The following is an 18,077-nucleotide window of genomic DNA, read 5'->3' as shown; positions in this document are numbered from 1 at the left end:
TTACTTGGCCGTGGTCAGCGAGGAATAAGGAAAAAACACGCGGCGCAGGAGCACAAACACATAATCCTGCAAAGCGCCCGTGGCCAGAATCACCAGCTGAATGGCCACCACGCCGTCGAGGTGCAGATAGCGGTTTTGCTTGTAGAGCAGGAGCCCGATGCCGCCTTCCGATTGATAAAGCGTTTCGACCAGCGTGATCATGGTCCAGATGATGGCAAAGTTCTGGCGCACGACTTCCAGCATTTCGTCGAGCTTGCCCAGCACCACCACTTCCCAGAAGCTGCGCCACTCGCTCATGCCCAGAGTGCGAGCGTGGTCCATTTCTTCCTGCGTGGTGGTCAGAATGACGCTGGTCATGCCCGTCACGAGGTACACTGTGGCGCCGAAAATGAGCACCGAAAGCTTCACCTCGTGGCCCGAACTCACCATCAGGGCCATGAAAAACGTAAGGCCCGTGAGCGTGAGGTAGCGCATTTTGGTGGCCGCGTAGGCGATGGGCCGGAAGAACGGCAACGCCGTCAGGTACGAGATCAGCAGCGCCAGCACCGTGGCAATGGCCAAGGATTGCAAGGCCGTGGTCATGCTGGCCCACAACTCCTGGATAAGTCCTTGACTGCTAATTAGATCGCCCAAGGAGCGAAACACATCGCCCAGACTTGGGAACAGTTGCAGCGGATAAAACAGCCACAGCAAGAGCAGCACCACTGCCTGCGCGGCCACCATCGAGGTAAACACCAGCCGGCGCGGATTGGCATTGGGGGAGAATAGTTCTTTCATGGACGATAGAGGAAAGACACCTGAAAAAATCTGGCATCCTGAGCGAAGCGAAGGACCTTGTCACGGCCGCATTCGGCAGCAAACGGGGGGTGTTCTTCGGTGAGAAGGTCCTTCGCCTTGCTCAGGATGCCAGTACTTTATTTTGCCTTGTCAGAAGCTGGTTTTTAGTTGCCCAGCACAATCTCCACGCGGCGGTTTTGGGCCCGGCCTTCGGGCGTGGCGTTGCTGGCGACGGGTTCGGTAGCGCCGTGGGCGTACACCTGCACGCGGCCGGCGGGGAAGGCGCTGGCGCTTTTTTGTTCCAGCCAGTGCTCCACGGCCAGGGCGCGGTCTTCGGAAAGCTGCTGGTTGCGCTGCGGATCGCCTTGGTTGTCGGTGTGGCCGTGGACGGCTACTTTGAGGCGGCCCGCAACTACCAGATCGTCAAATAGTTGGTTGAGCTGACGCTGCGTTTCGGCCGTGAACGTGCTCTTGCCGGTTTCAAACTCGATGTTCCAGGCCCGCTTGCTCACGCTCTGGCGGATCTCGTCGTCGGCGGCAAACTTCTGCGTTTCGGCCGGCGCGATGGCTTTGCCTTTGTACTGCTCCTGGAGTTGGCGTAGCGGCGTCAGATCGAGCATTTCGTCGAGGGGCACGTAACTGGGCAGCTCTTTGGGGTACAACCGGCTTTGCACGTCGCCGAAGGTCTTATAAACGGAAGCGTAGATGTTGGTGCCGCCGTTGTCGAGGCCGAACAAGGTCAGGTTGTCGGCGAAGTTAAAGGCCTTACTACCACCGAGTTCCACTACTTCGCCGTTGCGGTCGGTTTCGCTCACGCCTTTGTAGTACTTAAGCCAGTAAGCACCGGGCTTGTCTTGGTCGGCGTACACGGCGGCCGAAATGTCGGCGGCGCGTTGCAAAGCTTCGGGGTGCGATTTTACCTGGTCACCGGCCACGGCCATGGCCGTCATGATGCCGGTAACTTCCTTCTGATGAGCATCATACCACCGCTTGGTCGTGACCATGATGTTGGGCATCTGGTTGGAGTAGTCTTTGGTCGAGACGATGGTCACGAGGCCGCCTTTTTGCTTGGCAATGTTCACGTCGCCGGGCGTCCAGGTGGCCACGCCGTCGGCGACTACATCGATTTTCACGCCGGTGTTTTTGCCGTTCACCACTTTGGTGCGCGACTCGGGTTTGCCCACAATGTACTTTTCGGCGGCTACCAGGAAGTCGCTGGCCGCCATGAAGTTGACGGCTTCGGGGTCATAGGTGGTTTCGTCGGGGTTGACTTTCAAGCCGTTGTCGGCGCACCATTTCAGGGCAATGTTCTGGTCGCCGTCGCGCAGGTAGCAGGCAATGGTTTTGCCCAGCGCCGATTTCGGGTGGTCAAGCCATTCTTTGGGGCCCATCAGCTTGTCTTCGCCGAAGGATTTGCCGCAGCTGTAAGGCAGGATTTGCAGGCCGGTACCGGCCTTTTGCAGTTGCACTTGCACGGCCGAGAAAGCCGGCAGTCCGTCGCCCATGATGCTGACAATCAGGCCCGGCGTTTCCGGGTTGTTTTTCAGGTCAAGGGCGTTTTTGACCAAATCGGCCTGCATTTTCGACACGTCATCCTGCCGCACAATTTGTAGGTCAATTCCGTTGGCGGCCATGCTCGACCCCACCGTGGTGCGCGGCCCGCCGTTGGCCAGCATGCCGGCCATCTGCGAGTTCCAGGCCATTACTTCCCACACCACAGGCGTGCCCTTGTCAGCGGGCTGGGTGCCGGGCAGCGGCGCGAGCGGCACCGCAATGTTGGCGCGGGAGCCCCCCGTAGCGGTAGGCAGTTCGATGGAGTTGAGCAGCACCGATTGGGTTTCGGCTTTTTTGAAGACGGCACCGCTGGAAACCAGCTTGTTGATGCCGAAGTAAAGGAGTGCCACGATGAGGGCACCAATTACAATTTTACCGCGGGTTGTCATTTTAGTAAGGGCAAAAGGAGAGTGGTGCGCCGGTTTGGGCGCAGAAATTTTAGGTTGATTTTGGGTGTAGGTCAGCTCACCGACGTTGGTGAGAGACTTGCTTGGGCATGCTTAGCATGCGGGGAAGTAGGCTGGGCAACAGGGGCTTCGCAGGCGAGGCAAGTCAGCCCTATGCCAAGCAGCAGACTAATCAAGGAGGCTAGAATAGGCATCGTCGGTGGCTTTGCGGGTTTGGGCCGCGTTGAGGTTGCTGATGGGCTTTTCGTCGAGAATGGCGTTGAAATCGCCTTTCTGGTATTTCTCGAGCAGGCGCTGGCCTTTCTCGCTCATCACGCCGTTCTGGATGTCCATTTCCTTCACGAACTCCTGCGAGTAGCGCATGGCCTGCTTGATCTGGCCGAGTTGCTGGGCCATGTCCTGGGCCACGCGGTCGGTGGCGAGGTCGAAGAAGTACTTTTTGTCGGGGTCGCCGCGCAGGATGTTCATGGCGGCCCGCATGCCCGAGCTAGTGCGCTTCACCAGTTCGTACTCGTCTTTCAGTAGGTTGACTTTGAACTTGCTGCCGTCGATCTGGCGCAGGGCCGCTTTCAAGATCTGGCGCATGACCAAGGTCACGTTGGCCGTGGTGGTGAGCATGGGTTGCAGGCGCTGGTTGTACTCCTGGAGCTGCGCGGCCCGCGAGGCGTACGATTCGGCGGCGTCTTTTTCGCCCTGGCGGGTGGCTGAGCTGGCCAGCGAGAGATACTCCTGCATCTGCTCGTTGTTGGCGCTCATCTTGCGCTTTACCAACTGGTGCGCGCCCTCGATGTGGCCGACTTCGGCGTTCATTTTGTGGGCTTCCTGCTCGGTGTTGCGGATGTAGTCTTCCATGATGCCGATCGGGTCGGTGTTGACAAAAATCCCAGAGGCGGTGCGGAAGATGCGCTGCCCGGCGTACCAGAGCCCGGCTTTAATGCGCTTGTTGGTGACCAGCAGGAACAGCGCAAACAACGCTCCCAGCCCGATACCCAGCTTCACCGTATCGAACACAATGTCAACCAGATACGGCACGATCTGGCCCCAGAAGTACACGCTCGTGGCAGCAGCACCTGCCAGAAATACCCAGCCGGCGGCTTTCTCCGGCTTTTGCCACTTGGGCAAACCGGCATCTTGAGAAGGAGGAAGGAAAGTGTTCATCGGGGTCATTTGGTTGAAGAGGTGAAGGGTGAGGTAGGTCCGGCGAGGAAAGATTGCGTGGCCTGCCGGTGGGCCTGCAATTCGGTGGCGGCCGTAGCGTTGGCCAGCTCGTAGGAGGCAAGGGCCGCCCCAGCTTTCTGGCGCTCCTCTTGCAGTTGTTGTTGAGCCGCAAGGAGTTGTTGGCTCTTTAATTCTAGCTGGCGCGTGAGGTCGGCGAGGTCGGCTTGCAGCTGCTTTTCTTGTTGGAGCAACTGCACAATCGGGCCGGGCGGCGCCTTCGGAATCTGAATTTCGCCGATCTTTTCGCGGTGGCGTTCGAGCACTTTGTTGCGGTCGGCCACCAGTTTTTGCTCAAACTGTTCGGCCGAAGCCAGCAGCGTAGCCAGGTCGAGGCCGGTGACGGCGGCGAAGGCGTTGAAGGCCGTCTGGTAGAGCACCGGGCCACTCAGCCCGCTGGCCGACATGCTTTTTACCATTTTGGTGTAGGCCATGAAGTCCTTGCCGTCGCCGGCAAGCAGCGACTGGATGTGGTCGAGGTGGCGCTGCTCGGCTTGCGTGACCGTTGTGGGCGCGGCTGGTGTTCCGGCGCCTGCTGGTGTAGGTGGCACGGCAGGCGTATAAGGCGGTTGCGCCGCCCCGGGCAGCGGGCGGGCGGCTTCGGCCTTGGCCGGACCCTGCGCGTCGTCTTCGATGAAGAAGTCTTTCGCGGCTTTGGCGAGGTTGTCTAGAATAGCCATGATCGGGGCAGCTTGGTGGTTGGTGACGTGAGCCTAAAGCCAAGACCAATGCCGTTCCCGGATATATGCTTTTGGTTTTATTATATAGTGTTGATTACCAGCTGATTAAAAATAAAAACCCGCCCGGTGTAGCACCGGGCGGGGTAAGGTACCCTTCCATTTTGGTAGGGTTGGTTTTCCATAACGGTAGCCGTGCACGCTGCAAGCCCACCACACGATCACCGGGAAATGCTTATGACAAGGCAGGCAACAGCTGCTGCACCTGCGTTTGCAGGTCGGTGAGTGAACCGGTGTTGTGGAGCACGGCGGCAAAATGCGGATAATCGTCGAGGGAGGTTTCGCTGGGGTGCGCGTCGTCGCGGGTGCCGTCGCCGCGCTGGCCGAGCGGGTCGCCTTCCACGCGCAGCATCAGGCCGCCGCGCTCGCGGATGCGGTCGGCTTCGCTGGGGAAGCGCACGTCGGGCACCAGCACAAACCCCTCGGCGGGCAAGTTGGCAAAAAAAGCTTTCACCCAGATTTCGGGCTCCCACACGCGCAGGGCTTGTCCAACTTGCTGCAGCATTTCGCCGCGCGTCCGACCGAACACGGGCAGCAACTCGGCTTTGCCCGGCTGCTCGTAATAGGGCGCCACGTCTTCGCCGGCCAGGGCCGCGCACACTGCTTTGATGGCGTCGCCGAAGGAGCGCGTCTGCCACTGCCGCTCGGGTTGGAGTTGCTGGAGCAAGCGTGCCACGGTGTCTTTGCCGCTGCCGCGGCGGCCCGAAAGCCCAAGTAATCGAATCATACACAAGAAAAATGAGCGAGAGAACCGGCGCCGGGCGCCGGGCAAAGCCCGGCCCGTGGGCCAGTACTTATACCTTATAGTATAGGGTGCCTAAAGTCGGAATAGGGAGTAGCAAAAACTTTCAATTTCGAATCGGCCAGGCCCTACACCGTTTTAAGGGAGCACAAAGTACAGGCGCAAGTCCGCTGAAAAGCAACGAAATTTTCTGACGGAGTGGCCAACTCGTGTCCTTTCCTGGCGATGTCAAAGCGATTCTTTGTTGGTGTAATTTGTAATTGTTTGATTATGAAATACTTGTGGATAATGCGTTTGCTTAAACAAAGCCGCACGGCTGCGGGTTGCTACTGCATCTCAAAGAGGTTCAATGACGCGAGAGCCACAACTTTTTGCGGAAAAAGTTTTCTTACGTCGCTGGCGCTCTTACTTTTGCCCTGAATTCTACGCTATGCTCGCTGCCGCGCCCGTCTTCTGCCACCTCCGCCCATTGGCCGCCGCCCCCGTTGTGGGCGTTGCCGCCTCGGAGCTGCGCATGGCGCATCCTCATCAGCACGGGCACCATTCCTCTTGCTAGAGGAATGATACACGCATATTGACCCCGTGGGGCGAGCCGCTTTGGCTCCCCGGCCGCCCAAACCAGGCGGCTCCGCTGCTTGTTGCCTGTGCGACGCGGCGAAGGGGTCGGGTTTTCCGTAAGCCTTTCCGGGGCAGTCGCTGAAGCCAGCTGCTCCGCCCGAGTTTTCCCTCCGCTTTTATCCTTTTAATTTCCATAGCATGATTCGTCTGGCCATCCAGAAATCGGGCCGTTTGAGCGAAGACTCGCTGAACCTGATCCGGGAGTGCGGCATTTCCTTTGTCAGCAGCACCTACAAGCTCAAAACCGAAGCCACCAATTTTCCGCTCGAAATCCTGTTTCTGCGCGACGACGACATTCCGGGCTACGTGCAAGACGGCGTTGCCGACCTGGGTATTGTGGGGCAGAACGTATTGGTCGAGGCCGGATTTCCGGCCCTAGAGGTCGAAACGTTGGGCTTCAGCAAATGCCGCCTGTCGTTGGCCGTGCCGCGGTCGGTGGCCTACGCCTCCGTGGCCGATCTGCAGGACAAAAACATCGCCACTTCGTACCCCGAAATTCTGGGCCGTTACCTGGCCGGGCAGGGCGTACAGGCGCAGCTGCACACAATCAGCGGATCGGTGGAAATAGCCCCTAGCATTGGGCTGGCCGACGCCATCTGCGACATCGTTTCGTCGGGCTCCACGTTGCTGGGCAACGGCCTGCGCGAAGTCGAAACGGTGTTTCGCTCGGAAGCCGTCCTGATTGCCAACCAAAACCTGAGCGCCGAAAAGCAGGAAATCCTGGAGCAGTTGCGCTTCCGGATGCAGGCCGTGCGCCGCGCCCGCCGCAATAAATACATTTTGCTCAATGCCCCTGCCGCCTCACTCGACGCGGTGCGGGCGCTGCTGCCCGGCATCAAGTCGCCCACGGTGACGCCGCTAGCAGAAGAAGGCTGGGTGTCGGTGCAGTCGGTGGTGAACGAAGACGATTTCTGGCACATCACGGGCCAGCTCAAGGCCGTGGGCGCCGAAGGCATTCTGGTGCTCCCGATCGAGAAAATGATCAGCTAAGGACAGCTTCGACCTCGTTTGCCTTGTTTTAATAAGTGCTTGATTGTTAAGTGGTTATAAATAGCTTCTTGTTTGCTTTTAACTGCTTAACCGTTTGATAGCCAACCCTATGCAAATCATTCAATATCCCAGCCTGAGCGAATGGGCCGCGTTGCAACAGCGGCCGGCCGCCGCCGAAGCCCAGCAGGTGGAGCAGCGCGTGCGCCAGATTTTCGACGACGTGCGCGCCCGGGGCGATGCCGCGCTGTTCGACTACGCCGCCGAGCTCGACAAGGCCACGCTGACGCAACTGCGCGTGACGCCCGAAGAGCTGGCCGCGTCGATTTCGCAGGTGCCCGCCGAATTGCAGACCGCCATCCGGCAGGCCCACGCCAATCTGTGGAAGTTTCATGCCAGCCAGCGCGAGGAAGAAAAGCGCGTGGAAACGATGCCTGGGGTGGTGTGCTGGCGCAAGGCGGTGCCGGTGCAGCGCGTGGGTTTGTACATTCCGGGTGGTTCGGCGCCGTTGTTCAGCACCTTGTTAATGCTGGGCGTGCCGGCGCGGTTGGCGGCTTGTCCGGAAATCGTGTTGTGCACGCCGCCAAGCCCGGATGGCTCGGTGAACCCCGTGATTTTGTTTACGGCTCAACTGCTCGGCATCGCCACCATAATCAAGGCGGGGGGGGCGCAGGCCGTGGCCGCGCTGGCCGGCGGCACCGACAGCGTGCCGGCTGTGGATAAAATTTTCGGTCCCGGCAACCGCTACGTCACGGCGGCCAAGCAGTTGGCCGCCCAGCGCGGCGTAGCTATTGACTTGCCGGCCGGACCGTCGGAAGTATTGGTCATTGCCGACAACACGGCGAACCCGGCGTTCGTGGCGGCCGATTTGCTGTCGCAAGCTGAGCACGGCCCCGATTCGCAGGTGGTGGTGCTGACGGATTCTTTTGAGTTGCTGCTGCAAGTCAAAGAAGAAGTTGATCGGCAATTGTTGGAACTGCCGCGGCAAGCAGTGGCTACGCTAGCCTTGCGCGAGAGCCGGGCGATTTTGCTGCGGACGCCGGAAGAAATGCTGTTTTTCTCGAACCAATACGCCCCCGAGCACCTGATTCTGGCCGTGCGCAACCCCGAAGAGCTTGCGGCCGGCGTCACCAGCGCAGGCTCCGTGTTTCTGGGGCACTACACGCCCGAAGCCGCCGGCGATTATGCCTCCGGCACCAACCACACGCTGCCCACCAACGGCTACGCCCGCAACTACAGCGGCGTATCGCTCGATTCGTTTCTGAAGAAAATTACCTTCCAGCGCATCTCCGCCGAAGGCCTGCACCACGTGGGCCCAGTAGTCGAAACGATGGCCGAAGCCGAAGGGCTGCGTGCCCACGCCCGCGCCGTGACCCTGCGGCTGGAAGCCTTGTCGGCGGCAGAATAAGCTCACGCTTTGGGTACCTTATAATAAGGAGTAGCCAAGCGCTGCGGCAAGAGGCCGCGAAATCATTCTTATCAGCGTCAAATCGCGATTTATGTTCAAGCTAGAAAGCCTCGTGCGGCCCAACATCCGGGCTATGAAACCTTACTCGTCGGCCCGCGACGAGTTTCAGGGCGAGGCGCGCGTCATGCTCGACGCGAACGAAAACAGCCTCGGTTCGGCCGGCCCAAGCCAGTTCAACCGCTACCCCGATCCCTTGCAGCGCGAGGTAAAGCAGGCCCTCGCGCCGCTGAAGGGCGTGGCCGCGGAACAGATTTTTCTGGGCAACGGCTCCGACGAAGCCATCGACCTGTTGGTGCGCCTGACCTGCGTACCCGGCCACGACCACATCCTGATTCTGCCGCCGACCTACGGCATGTACGAAGTGGCCGCCAACCTCAATGATGTAGGCATCGAGCGCATTGCGCTGACCGCTGATTTTCAAATTTCACAAGATTCTGTTAATCAGATACTTGCGTCAGAGGCAAAATTGGTCTTTCTGTGCTCGCCTAATAACCCTACCGGCAACCTGCTGCACGCCGATGCTGTAGAGCAAATTCTGCGCGGCTTTCGCGGCCTGGTAATCGTGGACGAAGCATACGCCGATTTCGCCGACGCCCCGAGCTGGACGACTCGCCTGGCGGAATTCCCGAACCTGGTGGTGCTCCAAACGTTTTCCAAGGCCTGGGGCCTGGCGGGGCTGCGCCTGGGTATGGCTTTCGCCTCGCCGGAAATCATTGGCTACCTCAACAAAATCAAGCCGCCCTACAACGTGTCGGAAGTAACCCAGCGGCATGCCTTGCAGGCCTTGCAAGCGGCTGCGCATTTTGAGGAATTGCGCCACACGCTGCTCCGCGGCCGTGCGTGGCTGGCTGAGCGCCTGCCCGCCGTGCCCATCGTCGAGCATGTGTTTCCTTCGGATGCCAACTTCCTGCTGACCAGGTTCAAACCCGATGCGACCGCGGTGTACAACTACTTGCTGGGCAAAGGCATCGTGGTCCGCAACCGGACTACCCAGCCAGGGTGTGCCGGCACGCTCCGGCTAACGGTGGGCACGCCCGAAGAAAACGAGCAACTGCTTGAGGCGTTGCAAGAATACCGGCCATCCTAGTTTTGTCAGCTGCGCGCGATCTTTGATGCGCAAAGCCGGACAGACGGACCCGCTTGAGTTTTTTCTCCTTGACTGCGCACGCTAGGCCTGCGCTACTTTACCCCATGAAAAAAGTTCTCTTTATAGATCGCGACGGCACCATCCTCGTCGAGCCGCAGCCGAGTCAGCAAGTCGACAGCCTGGAGAAATTTCAGTTTGTGCCGGGCAGCATCACGGGCCTGGCCCGGATTGCCCGCGAGCTCGACTACGAGTTGGTATTGGTAAGCAACCAGGATGGCCTCGGTACCGACAGCTTCCCGGAGCCTACCTTTTGGCCCGCGCATAATTTGATGTACGACATTCTGCGCGGCGAAGGAGTGGAGTTTGCGCGCGAGCACATCGACCGCAGCTTTCCGCACGAAAACCTCCCAACGCGCAAGCCCGACATTGGCATGCTGGCCGAGTACCTCGATCCGGCCAACGGCTACGACTTACCGAACTCCTTCGTAATCGGCGACCGGCTCACCGACGTGGAGTTGGCCCAGAACCTAGGGTGTCAATCCATCCTGATTCGGGAGGAGGCTGACGAGCGCGCCGCCCTGACTACAACCAGTTGGGAAGCGATCTATCAGTTCCTGCGTTTGCCTGCCCGTAAGGCCGTGGTGCAGCGCGACACGAACGAAACCAAAATCCGCATCGAACTCAACCTTGATGGACAAGGCCGCCCCCAGATGCACACTGGCCTGGGTTTCTTCGACCACATGCTCGACCAACTCAGCAAGCACTCGGGCGTCGACATGAACATCACGGTGCAAGGCGACCTGCACATCGACGAGCACCACACCATCGAGGACACCGCGATTGCCTTGGGCGAAGCATTTGCCCAAGCGGTCGGGGATAAGCGGGGTTTATCGCGCTACGGTTTTGTACTCCCCATGGACGACGTGTTGGCACAAGCAGCCATAGACTTTTCGGGTCGGCCGTGGCTGGTGTGGGACGCCGAGTTCAAACGCGAGCGAATTGGAGATATGCCGACCGAAATGTTCTACCATTTTTTCAAGAGCTTTTCCGACGCTGCTCGCTGCAATCTCAACATCAAATGTGAAGGGCAGAACGAGCACCACAAGATCGAAGCCATCTTTAAAGCCGTTGCCAAAGCCATTAAAATGGCGCTGGTGAGGGATGCCAATAAGATGGAAATTCCGAGCACGAAAGGGGTGTTGTAAGGGTATCCAAATGTTTAAACATTTGGATAAAGGGTTGGCTGGCTGGAAATAACGCCACCTTCTGTATCTTGAATCTTGACGAAGAGGCATGCCTGAAGGAACGTCTTTGTATAAACAAATGAGTAATAAACATATTTATTCAAATGGAAATAGCGGTAGTTGATTACAAAGGCGGCAACGTGCAATCGGTCCTGTTTGCACTGGAGCGATTGGGCGTGCGGGCTACCCTTACTGCCGATGCTGACACAATCCGGCGGGCCGATAAGATTCTGTTTCCGGGAGAAGGCGAAGCAGCTTCGGCCATGCACGAGCTGCGTGCCCAAGGGCTCGACCAACTATTGCCTACCCTGACGCAGCCCTTTCTGGGTATATGTTTGGGAATGCAACTGCTGGGAACGCACAGCGAGGAAAACGACACCGACATGTTGGGCATTCTGCCGTTTGAGGTAAAACGCTTTCCCAAAGACCAAGCCTACAAGGTGCCGCACATGGGGTGGAACAACCTACACCGCCTCCGTTCGCCGCTGTTCGACGGGCTGCAGGACGAAGATTACGTGTACTTCGTGCACAGCTACTACGCTCCGGTCGGCGACTACACCATTGCCGAAGGCGAGTATCCGACGCCGTTTAGCGCGGCTGTGCAGCACCGCAACTTTTACGCCGTGCAATTTCATACCGAGAAGAGCGGCCCGGTGGGCACGCGCATCCTGGAAAACTTCCTGAACCTGTAGCCGCCTTCCTCCTATGGAAATCATCCCCGCCATTGACCTCATCAACGGCCAGTGCGTGCGCCTCACCGAAGGCGACTTTGCCCAGCAAACCACCTACGATTCGGATCCGCTGGCCGTGGCGCAACGCTTCGAGCAGCACGGCGTGCGCCGGTTGCACCTCGTCGACCTCGACGGGGCGCGGGCCAAGCAGCCGGTCAATCTGCCGGTGCTCGAGCGCATTGCCCGCCACACCCAGCTGACCATTGATTTTGGCGGCGGTTTGCAAAGCAACACGGCGGTGCGGCAGGCTTTCGACGCGGGCGCGGCGCAGATCACGGCCGGCAGCATTGCCGTGCGCGAGCCCGACACGGTGGGAGAGTGGCTGCGCACGTTCGGGGCCGAACGCATCCTTATCGGGGCCGATTTTCGGGACAACCACATTTCCATCAACGCCTGGGCCGAGCAGAGTGAGCGCACGCTGGTAGAGTTTATCGAGCAGTACCTCGCAGCCGGCGCCACTACCTTTGTGTGTACCGATGTCAGCAAAGACGGCAAGCTGCAAGGCCCGGCCCTTGCCACCTACCAGCAATTGCGGCAGCGGGTGCCCCAGGCGCAGCTCGTGGCCAGCGGCGGCGTGACCACCCTGGCCGACGTAGAAGCCCTGCAAGCCGCCGGGTTGCACGGGGCCATCATTGGCAAGGCCATCTACGAAGGCACGATTAGTCTGGAAGAGCTGCGCCCGTTTTTGAGCTAGGAATGACTTTTATAAATAATTGGTAATCAAGTGCTTACAAAAAGAATCATTCCCTGCCTTGACGTCAAAGATGGCCGCACGGTGAAAGGGGTGCAGTTTGAAGGGCTGCGCGACGCCGGCGACCCGGTGGCGTTGGCCGCGCGCTACGCCCAGGAAGGCGCCGACGAGCTGGTGTTTCTGGACATCACGGCCACCAACCAAAAGCGCACGACGTTGGTGGCCTTGGTGCGCGAAGTAGCCGCCACGCTGGACATCCCGTTTACGGTCGGCGGCGGCATCGGCACCGTAACCGATGTGGAGGCGCTGCTGCTGAACGGGGCCGATAAGGTGAGCATCAATTCGGCCGCGCTGCACCGCCCGGAGCTGATCGACGAGCTGGCGCGCCGCTTTGGCTCGCAGTGCATCGTGGTGGCCGCCGATGCCCGCTACACGGCCGAACACGGCTGGCAGATTTACACCCGCGCCGGCACGCACAACACCGGCCGCAACGCCGTGGAGTGGTGCCGCGAAGCCGCCGAACGCGGCGCGGGCGAAATCCTGCTCACCTCCATGAGCAACGACGGCACCAAAGACGGCTTTGCCCTGGACCTGACGGGCGATGTATCGCGGGCCGTGTCGGTGCCGGTGGTGGCGTCGGGCGGGGCCGGCAGCATTGCGCATTTCACGCAGGTGTTTCGGCAGGCGCAGGCCGATGCAGGCTTGGCGGCCAGCATCTTTCACTTCGGCGAGATCGGGATTCGCGAACTCAAAGAGCAGCTGCGCGCGGAAGGCATTCCGGTTCGTTCGTAAGATTATTTTATAAGTAATTGATAGTCAATTACTTGTGTTAATACGTAGTTGTTGAACCATGACTCTTGATTTCGCGAAAATGGACGGCCTGCTGCCGGTGGTCGTGCAGGATGCCGCCACCGGCCAGGTGCTGATGCTGGGCTACATGAACCAGCAAGCGCTGGACCAAACCCAAGCCGAAGGCCGCGTGACGTTTTTTTCGCGCTCCAAAAATCGGCTCTGGACCAAGGGCGAAACCAGCGGCCACTTTCTGACCGTGGTAAGCCTGCACCCTGACTGCGACGGCGACGCCCTTCTGATTCGGGCCATTCCCGACGGGCCCACCTGCCACCGCGGCACTACCAGTTGCTTTGAGCAGCCCGAGCAAACGGCGTATCCGGCCGCGCCGGTGGGATTCATTGCCGAACTAGAGCGCCTCGTGCAGCGCCGCCGCGATTTTCCGGACGAAGACCCCAACTCGTACACGGCCTCGCTTTTCCGTAAAGGAATGCCCAAAATCGCCCAGAAAGTAGGCGAGGAGGCCGTCGAAACGGTGATCGACGCCGTGGGTGGCAACCTCGAAGGCCTGAAAGGCGAAGCCGCCGATCTGCTGTATCACTTGCTGGTGCTGCTGGCCGCCGCGCAGCTTACCCTCGACGACGTGGTGGCGGTGCTGCGGCAGCGGCACACCACGATTTCGGCCGGCCAGCGGCGGGAGTAAGCGCCCAAAATACTGGTGTAGGCCAATGTCGCTGGGAAAGTTCTATTGGGTCTTGCCTTATTGCACTAGTAGCTAAGCAGTTCGCTTATGTGCCTGTTTATTTAAACATATTTGTTGGTTGAATGCCCTTGAATCCGAAAAGGCGGTTATCTTGCCTTGCAGCTGGTCTGTAAACGGCCGACTGCTTTGTTTTTCGAGCTAGTTCATCTCTTATGGTTCCTTCCCCGATTGCACACGCGATGCGGCTTTGGCAAGATATGCTGGGCCGAGAACACGAAACGCCCCGCTCTTTTCTCTGGCAGAATGTAGAAGACATGGAACCCGACGAAGGGGGCGCCATTGAGTGGAAAAACCAGCAAACCAAGACGCGTATTTACTTCAAGGGCGATAAAGTCATTTGCGTACTGGGCGATTACAGCACCTGGCGTCGGCAGTGGATGGCCTTTGCCAAGTGGCACAAAGTTCCCCTGAAGCAGATGGGGCTGAATTAATATCGCGGTTCAAAAGGCAGAAGGCGACCCCTGAATAAAGCGTCCGCGGTAGGCAGTCGTGGGGCAGGGTAAGGCGTTGGCAGGAGAAAGCACGGCGTTGCGTTGGACATTGTAATACCGGTAGCGGATGGATTCCGCGCGGGTGCTTGGTTTTCTGCCTACCTTGCGCCCCGTTTTTAGCTGTTTCTATGCCTGCTACCCCCGATTACCTGGCCCTGCAATCGCTGACCGTGCTGGTTCCCGTCTACAACGAGGAAGAAAGCCTGCGGCAGTTTGTGGTGGAGATGAACAAATTCCTCGAACAGACGCCGGTGGCCACTACCGTTCTGTTCGTCAACGACGGCTCTACAGACGGCTCGCTGGCCATTCTGCGCGAGATCTGCCGCCACGACACGCGCTACGAGTTTATCTCGCTGAGCCAGAACCGGGGCCTTTCAACGGCCATCAAGGCCGGCGTCGACCACTGCCGTACTACGCTCATCGGCTACATCGACTCCGACATTCAGACTTCGCCGCTGGATTTTCTGAAGTTCTTCGAATTCTTCCCCGAGTTCGACATGGTCAACGGCATTCGGGCCAAGCGGCAGGACACGTTGGTCAAGAAGCTCTCCTCAAAAGTGGCCAACACCGTGCGGCGCACGCTCATCAACGACGGCATTCAGGACACGGGCTGCCCGCTCAAGATTCTCAAGATCGAGTATGCCCGCCGGCTGCCCTTGTTTCACGGCATGCACCGTTTCCTGGGGGCGCTGGTGCAGTTGCAGGGCGGCCGCGTCAAGCAGATTCCGGTGCAGCATTTCCCTCGCTTTGCCGGCACGGCCAAGTACAACCTCTGGAACCGCGCCTGGAAACCCCTGGTCGACACGTTCGGCTTCCGCTGGATCCGTTCGCGCTGGAAAAACTACGAGATCGGGGAGCAGCAGCGCGGCGCGGGTGCGCCCGGTAGCCGTGCGTAGTCGGGGGTGGTGAGCATGTCGACGCAAACCCTAGCCCTGGCCATCGGGCTGATTTCGCAGCTGCTGTTTTCGAGCCGCATTGTGCTGCAGTGGGTGCAGAGCGAGCGAGCGCGGCGCGTGCTGGTGCCGACGTTATTTTGGCAAATCAGCCTTGTGTCGTCGTTTATGATGATCGTGTACGGCATTCTGCGCCACGATCCGGTTATCCTGGGCGCCCAGATCATCAGTTACGCCATCTACATTCGCAACCTGCAGCTGCTGGGCGAATGGCGCAAGCTCCACGGCCTGTTCCGGGCGGGCGCGTACGCGTTTCCGTTGGCCATGCTGGCGTGGTTTGCCGTGGGCAATCAGCATTTTAGCCTGCGCAGCATGCTCGACGCCCGCATTCCGCGGGGCGTGCTGGTGCTGGGCGCGGTGGGCCAAACCATCTTTCTGCTGCGCTTCGTCTACCAGTGGCTGTATTCCGAGCGCAAGGGCGAATCGGTGCTGCCGCTGGGATTCTGGGTGGTGAGCTTTGTAGGCTCCGTGCTGATTTTGCTGTATGCCTTCCTGCGTGTGGATGCCGTTCTGATTCTGGGCAACGTGTTCGGTACCGTGGTGTACGCCCGCAACATCGTGCTGCTGCGCCGCGAGCAACAAGCCAAGGCCGCATAAGAACGCAGCAACAAGGAAAATCAAAAAGGCCTCTTCATAAGTAATTGATAATCAATTACTTGCGAAGAGGCCTTTTCTTGTTAAAACCTTATAGTAGTTGTGCCTGGTGCGTTTCGGCCAGCCACTGCACGAACTGCCGCAGGCCGTCGGCGAGCGAGGTGCGGGGTTGGTAGCCGAGCAGGCGTTGGGCCTTGCTAATGTCGGCGTAGGTAATGTCGACGTCGCCGGCCTGCATGGGCAGAAACTCCAGCTGCGGCGTGATGCCCACGGCTTTGCCCACTTCCTCAATGAGTTCGAGCAGGGGCACCGGGCGGTTGTTGCCCAGGTTGAGGGTTTCGTACACGTTCTCGTGGTCGAGCAAATACTGCACGCCGCGGGCAATGCCGTCGACGGTATCCAGCACGAAGGTATAGTCGCGGGCGGTGGTGCCGTCGCCAAATACCGGAATCGGCTGGCCGGCGCGCAGCAAACGCACGAACTTATGAATGGCCAGGTCGGGGCGCTGGCGCGGGCCGTACACGGTGAAAAACCGGGCATTCAGCACGTCCAGCTGGTACAAGTGGTGGTAGGTGTAGGTCAGCTGCTCGCCGGCCAGCTTGGAGGCTGCATACGGCGAAATACAGGTCGCGAGCAGGTTCATGTCTTCGCGGAAGGGCCGCTCCGGCGTGTTGCCGTACACCGACGACGACGAGGCAAAGAACAGCTTCTTGATGTCGCGCTGGCGCATCCATTCCAACAGCTGCGTGGTGCCGAGGACGTTGTTTTCAAGGTAGGCAATGGGCTGGCGCACCGACGGGCTGACGCCGGCTTTGGCGGCCAGGTGCACCACCACGTCGATGGGGTCGGCGGGCAGGGCATCGGCCAGGGCTTCGGCCCCGTGGCGCAGCTCGACTTCGTGAAACGAGAAGTGCGGGTGGGAGAGCAGCGGCGCCAGGTTGGCGAGCTTGAGGGTGCGGTCGTAGAACGGGTCAAAATTGTCGAGTCCCACGACGCGGTGTCCATCGGAGAGCAGGCGCTGGCACAAGTGCGACCCGATGAAACCTGCGCAGCCGGTCACCAGAATAGAGGGCATAAGCAGCGGTAGAATGAAAGGAAAGAACCCGCCGAGAGGGGGCGGCAAAGGTAGTGCGATTTAACAATCTGGCGTCGGAATCGTTTAGCTAGGGTGGCCGTATAGCTTTTACCTTTTTTATATACCTATCGCGGATGCATTTGTTACCTACGTTATTGGTTGCGGGGCTGTTGTGTGTCGCCGCCCCGACGATTCAACAAGCTTTTCAACCGCCTTCCGCGGCCCCGCATGCCCGGCGCCTGCTGGTGCTGGGGCATGCCGGCTCGGGGTTTTTTACGCCAATCAATCCCTTTAATGCCTTGCCCCCGAGTAGTTTAGGGGGCATTCAACGCGCCTTGGCGCGGGGCGCCGACGGGGTGGAAGTGGACATTCAGCTCAGCCAGGACAGCATCCCGGTGCTCTACCACGACCAGACGCTGGCCTCCATGACCGACGGTACGGGCTGCGTGAGTCAGCTGTCGGCCGCGGCCCTGACCCGGCTCCACTACCGTGGGGGCTGGCCCTACGATTGGTTGCAGCACGAGCAGCCCATTGCCCTCGAAACGTTGCTCGCCACGTTGGCCAAGCGCCGTAGCTACCCGCATTTGCACCTGGACCTGCACGAACTGGATGAGTGTGCCCCGGACGGTGCAGGGTATGCCCGCTCACCGGCCCTGGTCCGGGCATTAATACGGGCGTTGAAACAATACAACGTGCCCCGCGAGAAAGTCCTGATCCTGACCAACCGTGTAGAAACCTTGCGTTTGTTTCGCGCGCAGTTGCCGGCGGCGGCGCTGGCCCTCGAAATCACCGAAGACTTTGACCAGGGCCTGCCCGTGGCGGTGGCCGAACACCTGCAAGGGGTGGTCATTCGCAAGGACGTGGCCACGCCGGAGCGCGTAACCAAGGCGCAGCAAGCGGGGCTGCAGGTGGTTATCTTCGGGGGGCGCTCGGGCAAAACTCTGGATCGGCTGTTGGCCTGTCACCCCGACGCCATCGAAGTCGATAACCTGGAAGGACTGCTCACCAAGCTGGGCCGGCCGACTTCCGAGGAGGAGCGACTGCCGGCAACGGCCGACGCCGACGTTGATGACGAGAGTGAAGCAGAAGTCGAAGCGGAAGCTAAGCATCAGATAGACTGATACTTACGCAAATTCTACTGAACCCCATACAGA

18 protein-coding genes are annotated in these 18,077 nt (G+C 59.6%); 12 read left to right on the top strand and 6 right to left on the bottom strand.

All coding sequences use genetic code 11. The features are described 5' to 3' along the window. From FHG12_RS18670 to FHG12_RS18650, 5 genes are all read right to left on the bottom strand, one after another. Nucleotides 1-777: an ABC transporter permease gene (locus FHG12_RS18670; protein ID WP_139517231.1), complete on the bottom strand. Its 777-nt coding sequence runs from the start codon at nucleotides 775-777 to the stop codon at nucleotides 1-3. 164 nt (nucleotides 778-941) lie between these two features. Beyond that, nucleotides 942-2,720 carry an OmpA family protein gene (locus FHG12_RS18665; protein ID WP_139517230.1) on the bottom strand — a complete coding sequence of 593 codons (1,779 nt, stop codon included), beginning with the start codon at nucleotides 2,718-2,720 and terminating at the stop codon, nucleotides 942-944. 186 nt (nucleotides 2,721-2,906) lie between these two features. Next, the gene (locus FHG12_RS18660) at nucleotides 2,907-3,896 is read right to left on the bottom strand and encodes a PspA/IM30 family protein (protein ID WP_165699455.1); all 990 of its coding nucleotides are present in this window, start codon (nucleotides 3,894-3,896) and stop codon (nucleotides 2,907-2,909) included. A gap of 5 nt (nucleotides 3,897-3,901) precedes the next feature. Beyond that, nucleotides 3,902-4,633, bottom strand: a complete 732-nt coding sequence (locus tag FHG12_RS18655; protein ID WP_139517228.1) for a hypothetical protein — start codon at nucleotides 4,631-4,633, stop codon at nucleotides 3,902-3,904. A 232-nt stretch (nucleotides 4,634-4,865) separates the two neighbouring features. Continuing rightward, nucleotides 4,866-5,417, bottom strand: a complete 552-nt coding sequence (locus tag FHG12_RS18650) for a nucleoside/nucleotide kinase family protein (RefSeq protein ID WP_139517227.1) — start codon at nucleotides 5,415-5,417, stop codon at nucleotides 4,866-4,868. 771 nt (nucleotides 5,418-6,188) lie between these two features. Between FHG12_RS18650 and hisG the strand changes: the two genes are divergently transcribed. The 11 genes from hisG (at nucleotide 6,189) to FHG12_RS18595 (ending at nucleotide 15,851) form a co-directional block, all read left to right on the top strand. Then, the gene (gene hisG / locus FHG12_RS18645) at nucleotides 6,189-7,040 is read left to right on the top strand and encodes an ATP phosphoribosyltransferase (RefSeq protein WP_139517226.1); all 852 of its coding nucleotides are present in this window, start codon (nucleotides 6,189-6,191) and stop codon (nucleotides 7,038-7,040) included. A gap of 109 nt (nucleotides 7,041-7,149) precedes the next feature. Beyond that, on the top strand, nucleotides 7,150-8,445 hold the full coding sequence (gene hisD, locus FHG12_RS18640; protein ID WP_139517225.1) for a histidinol dehydrogenase: 1,296 nt from the start codon (nucleotides 7,150-7,152) through the stop codon (nucleotides 8,443-8,445). A gap of 91 nt (nucleotides 8,446-8,536) precedes the next feature. Then, nucleotides 8,537-9,592: a histidinol-phosphate transaminase gene (hisC, locus tag FHG12_RS18635; RefSeq protein WP_139517224.1), complete on the top strand. Its 1,056-nt coding sequence runs from the start codon at nucleotides 8,537-8,539 to the stop codon at nucleotides 9,590-9,592. Nucleotides 9,593-9,696: 104 nt separating this feature from the next. Next, nucleotides 9,697-10,797 (top strand): bifunctional histidinol-phosphatase/imidazoleglycerol-phosphate dehydratase HisB, encoded by a 1,101-nt coding sequence (gene hisB, locus FHG12_RS18630; protein ID WP_139517223.1) that lies wholly within the window; start codon nucleotides 9,697-9,699, stop codon nucleotides 10,795-10,797. A gap of 143 nt (nucleotides 10,798-10,940) precedes the next feature. Further along, nucleotides 10,941-11,528, top strand: a complete 588-nt coding sequence (gene hisH / locus FHG12_RS18625; protein ID WP_139517222.1) for an imidazole glycerol phosphate synthase subunit HisH — start codon at nucleotides 10,941-10,943, stop codon at nucleotides 11,526-11,528. A gap of 13 nt (nucleotides 11,529-11,541) precedes the next feature. Further along, on the top strand, nucleotides 11,542-12,261 hold the full coding sequence (hisA, locus tag FHG12_RS18620; protein ID WP_139517221.1) for a 1-(5-phosphoribosyl)-5-[(5-phosphoribosylamino)methylideneamino]imidazole-4-carboxamide isomerase: 720 nt from the start codon (nucleotides 11,542-11,544) through the stop codon (nucleotides 12,259-12,261). 30 nt (nucleotides 12,262-12,291) lie between these two features. Then, entirely contained in the window at nucleotides 12,292-13,050 is a 759-nt protein-coding gene (gene hisF / locus FHG12_RS18615; RefSeq protein ID WP_139517220.1) for an imidazole glycerol phosphate synthase subunit HisF, read from the top strand. Nucleotides 13,051-13,108: 58 nt separating this feature from the next. Continuing rightward, entirely contained in the window at nucleotides 13,109-13,750 is a 642-nt protein-coding gene (hisIE, locus tag FHG12_RS18610; RefSeq protein ID WP_139517219.1) for a bifunctional phosphoribosyl-AMP cyclohydrolase/phosphoribosyl-ATP diphosphatase HisIE, read from the top strand. A gap of 212 nt (nucleotides 13,751-13,962) precedes the next feature. After that, a complete protein-coding gene (locus tag FHG12_RS18605) occupies nucleotides 13,963-14,241 on the top strand; it encodes a hypothetical protein (protein WP_139517218.1) in 279 nt (92 codons plus the stop codon). Nucleotides 14,242-14,429: 188 nt separating this feature from the next. After that, nucleotides 14,430-15,197, top strand: a complete 768-nt coding sequence (locus tag FHG12_RS18600) for a glycosyltransferase (protein WP_139517217.1) — start codon at nucleotides 14,430-14,432, stop codon at nucleotides 15,195-15,197. A 15-nt stretch (nucleotides 15,198-15,212) separates the two neighbouring features. Then, nucleotides 15,213-15,851 (top strand): lipid-A-disaccharide synthase N-terminal domain-containing protein, encoded by a 639-nt coding sequence (locus FHG12_RS18595; protein ID WP_139517216.1) that lies wholly within the window; start codon nucleotides 15,213-15,215, stop codon nucleotides 15,849-15,851. A gap of 88 nt (nucleotides 15,852-15,939) precedes the next feature. Here FHG12_RS18595 and FHG12_RS18590 read toward each other — a convergent pair whose 3' ends face one another. Next, a complete protein-coding gene (locus tag FHG12_RS18590; protein WP_139517215.1) occupies nucleotides 15,940-16,923 on the bottom strand; it encodes a GDP-mannose 4,6-dehydratase in 984 nt (327 codons plus the stop codon). Nucleotides 16,924-17,057: 134 nt separating this feature from the next. Between FHG12_RS18590 and FHG12_RS18585 the strand changes: the two genes are divergently transcribed. Next, nucleotides 17,058-18,044 (top strand): glycerophosphodiester phosphodiesterase, encoded by a 987-nt coding sequence (locus tag FHG12_RS18585; RefSeq protein WP_139517214.1) that lies wholly within the window; start codon nucleotides 17,058-17,060, stop codon nucleotides 18,042-18,044. Nucleotides 18,045-18,077 lie beyond the last annotated feature (33 nt).

The sequence above is a fragment of the Hymenobacter jejuensis genome (genome assembly GCF_006337165.1).
GTDB lineage: Bacteria > Bacteroidota > Bacteroidia > Cytophagales > Hymenobacteraceae > Hymenobacter > Hymenobacter jejuensis.
The sequence above is the reverse complement of the archived record's forward strand: the minus strand, read 5'-3'. Positions and strand labels throughout refer to the sequence as shown.

Bases quoted from the DNA above. Each gene is read 5' to 3' on its own strand.
- FHG12_RS18670 (WP_139517231.1), bottom strand. From the start codon at position 777: ATGAAAGAACTATTCTCCCCCAATGCCAATCCGCGCCGGCTGGTGTTT.
- FHG12_RS18665 (WP_139517230.1), bottom strand. From the start codon at position 2,720: ATGACAACCCGCGGTAAAATTGTAATTGGTGCCCTCATCGTGGCACTC.
- FHG12_RS18660 (WP_165699455.1), bottom strand. From the start codon at position 3,896: ATGAACACTTTCCTTCCTCCTTCTCAAGATGCCGGTTTGCCCAAGTGG.
- FHG12_RS18655 (WP_139517228.1), bottom strand. From the start codon at position 4,633: ATGGCTATTCTAGACAACCTCGCCAAAGCCGCGAAAGACTTCTTCATC.
- FHG12_RS18650 (WP_139517227.1), bottom strand. From the start codon at position 5,417: ATGATTCGATTACTTGGGCTTTCGGGCCGCCGCGGCAGCGGCAAAGAC.
- hisG (WP_139517226.1), top strand. From the start codon at position 6,189: ATGATTCGTCTGGCCATCCAGAAATCGGGCCGTTTGAGCGAAGACTCG.
- hisD (WP_139517225.1), top strand. From the start codon at position 7,150: ATGCAAATCATTCAATATCCCAGCCTGAGCGAATGGGCCGCGTTGCAA.
- hisC (WP_139517224.1), top strand. From the start codon at position 8,537: ATGTTCAAGCTAGAAAGCCTCGTGCGGCCCAACATCCGGGCTATGAAA.
- hisB (WP_139517223.1), top strand. From the start codon at position 9,697: ATGAAAAAAGTTCTCTTTATAGATCGCGACGGCACCATCCTCGTCGAG.
- hisH (WP_139517222.1), top strand. From the start codon at position 10,941: ATGGAAATAGCGGTAGTTGATTACAAAGGCGGCAACGTGCAATCGGTC.
- hisA (WP_139517221.1), top strand. From the start codon at position 11,542: ATGGAAATCATCCCCGCCATTGACCTCATCAACGGCCAGTGCGTGCGC.
- hisIE (WP_139517219.1), top strand. From the start codon at position 13,109: ATGACTCTTGATTTCGCGAAAATGGACGGCCTGCTGCCGGTGGTCGTG.
- FHG12_RS18605 (WP_139517218.1), top strand. From the start codon at position 13,963: ATGGTTCCTTCCCCGATTGCACACGCGATGCGGCTTTGGCAAGATATG.
- FHG12_RS18600 (WP_139517217.1), top strand. From the start codon at position 14,430: ATGCCTGCTACCCCCGATTACCTGGCCCTGCAATCGCTGACCGTGCTG.
- FHG12_RS18595 (WP_139517216.1), top strand. From the start codon at position 15,213: ATGTCGACGCAAACCCTAGCCCTGGCCATCGGGCTGATTTCGCAGCTG.
- FHG12_RS18590 (WP_139517215.1), bottom strand. From the start codon at position 16,923: ATGCCCTCTATTCTGGTGACCGGCTGCGCAGGTTTCATCGGGTCGCAC.
- FHG12_RS18585 (WP_139517214.1), top strand. From the start codon at position 17,058: ATGCATTTGTTACCTACGTTATTGGTTGCGGGGCTGTTGTGTGTCGCC.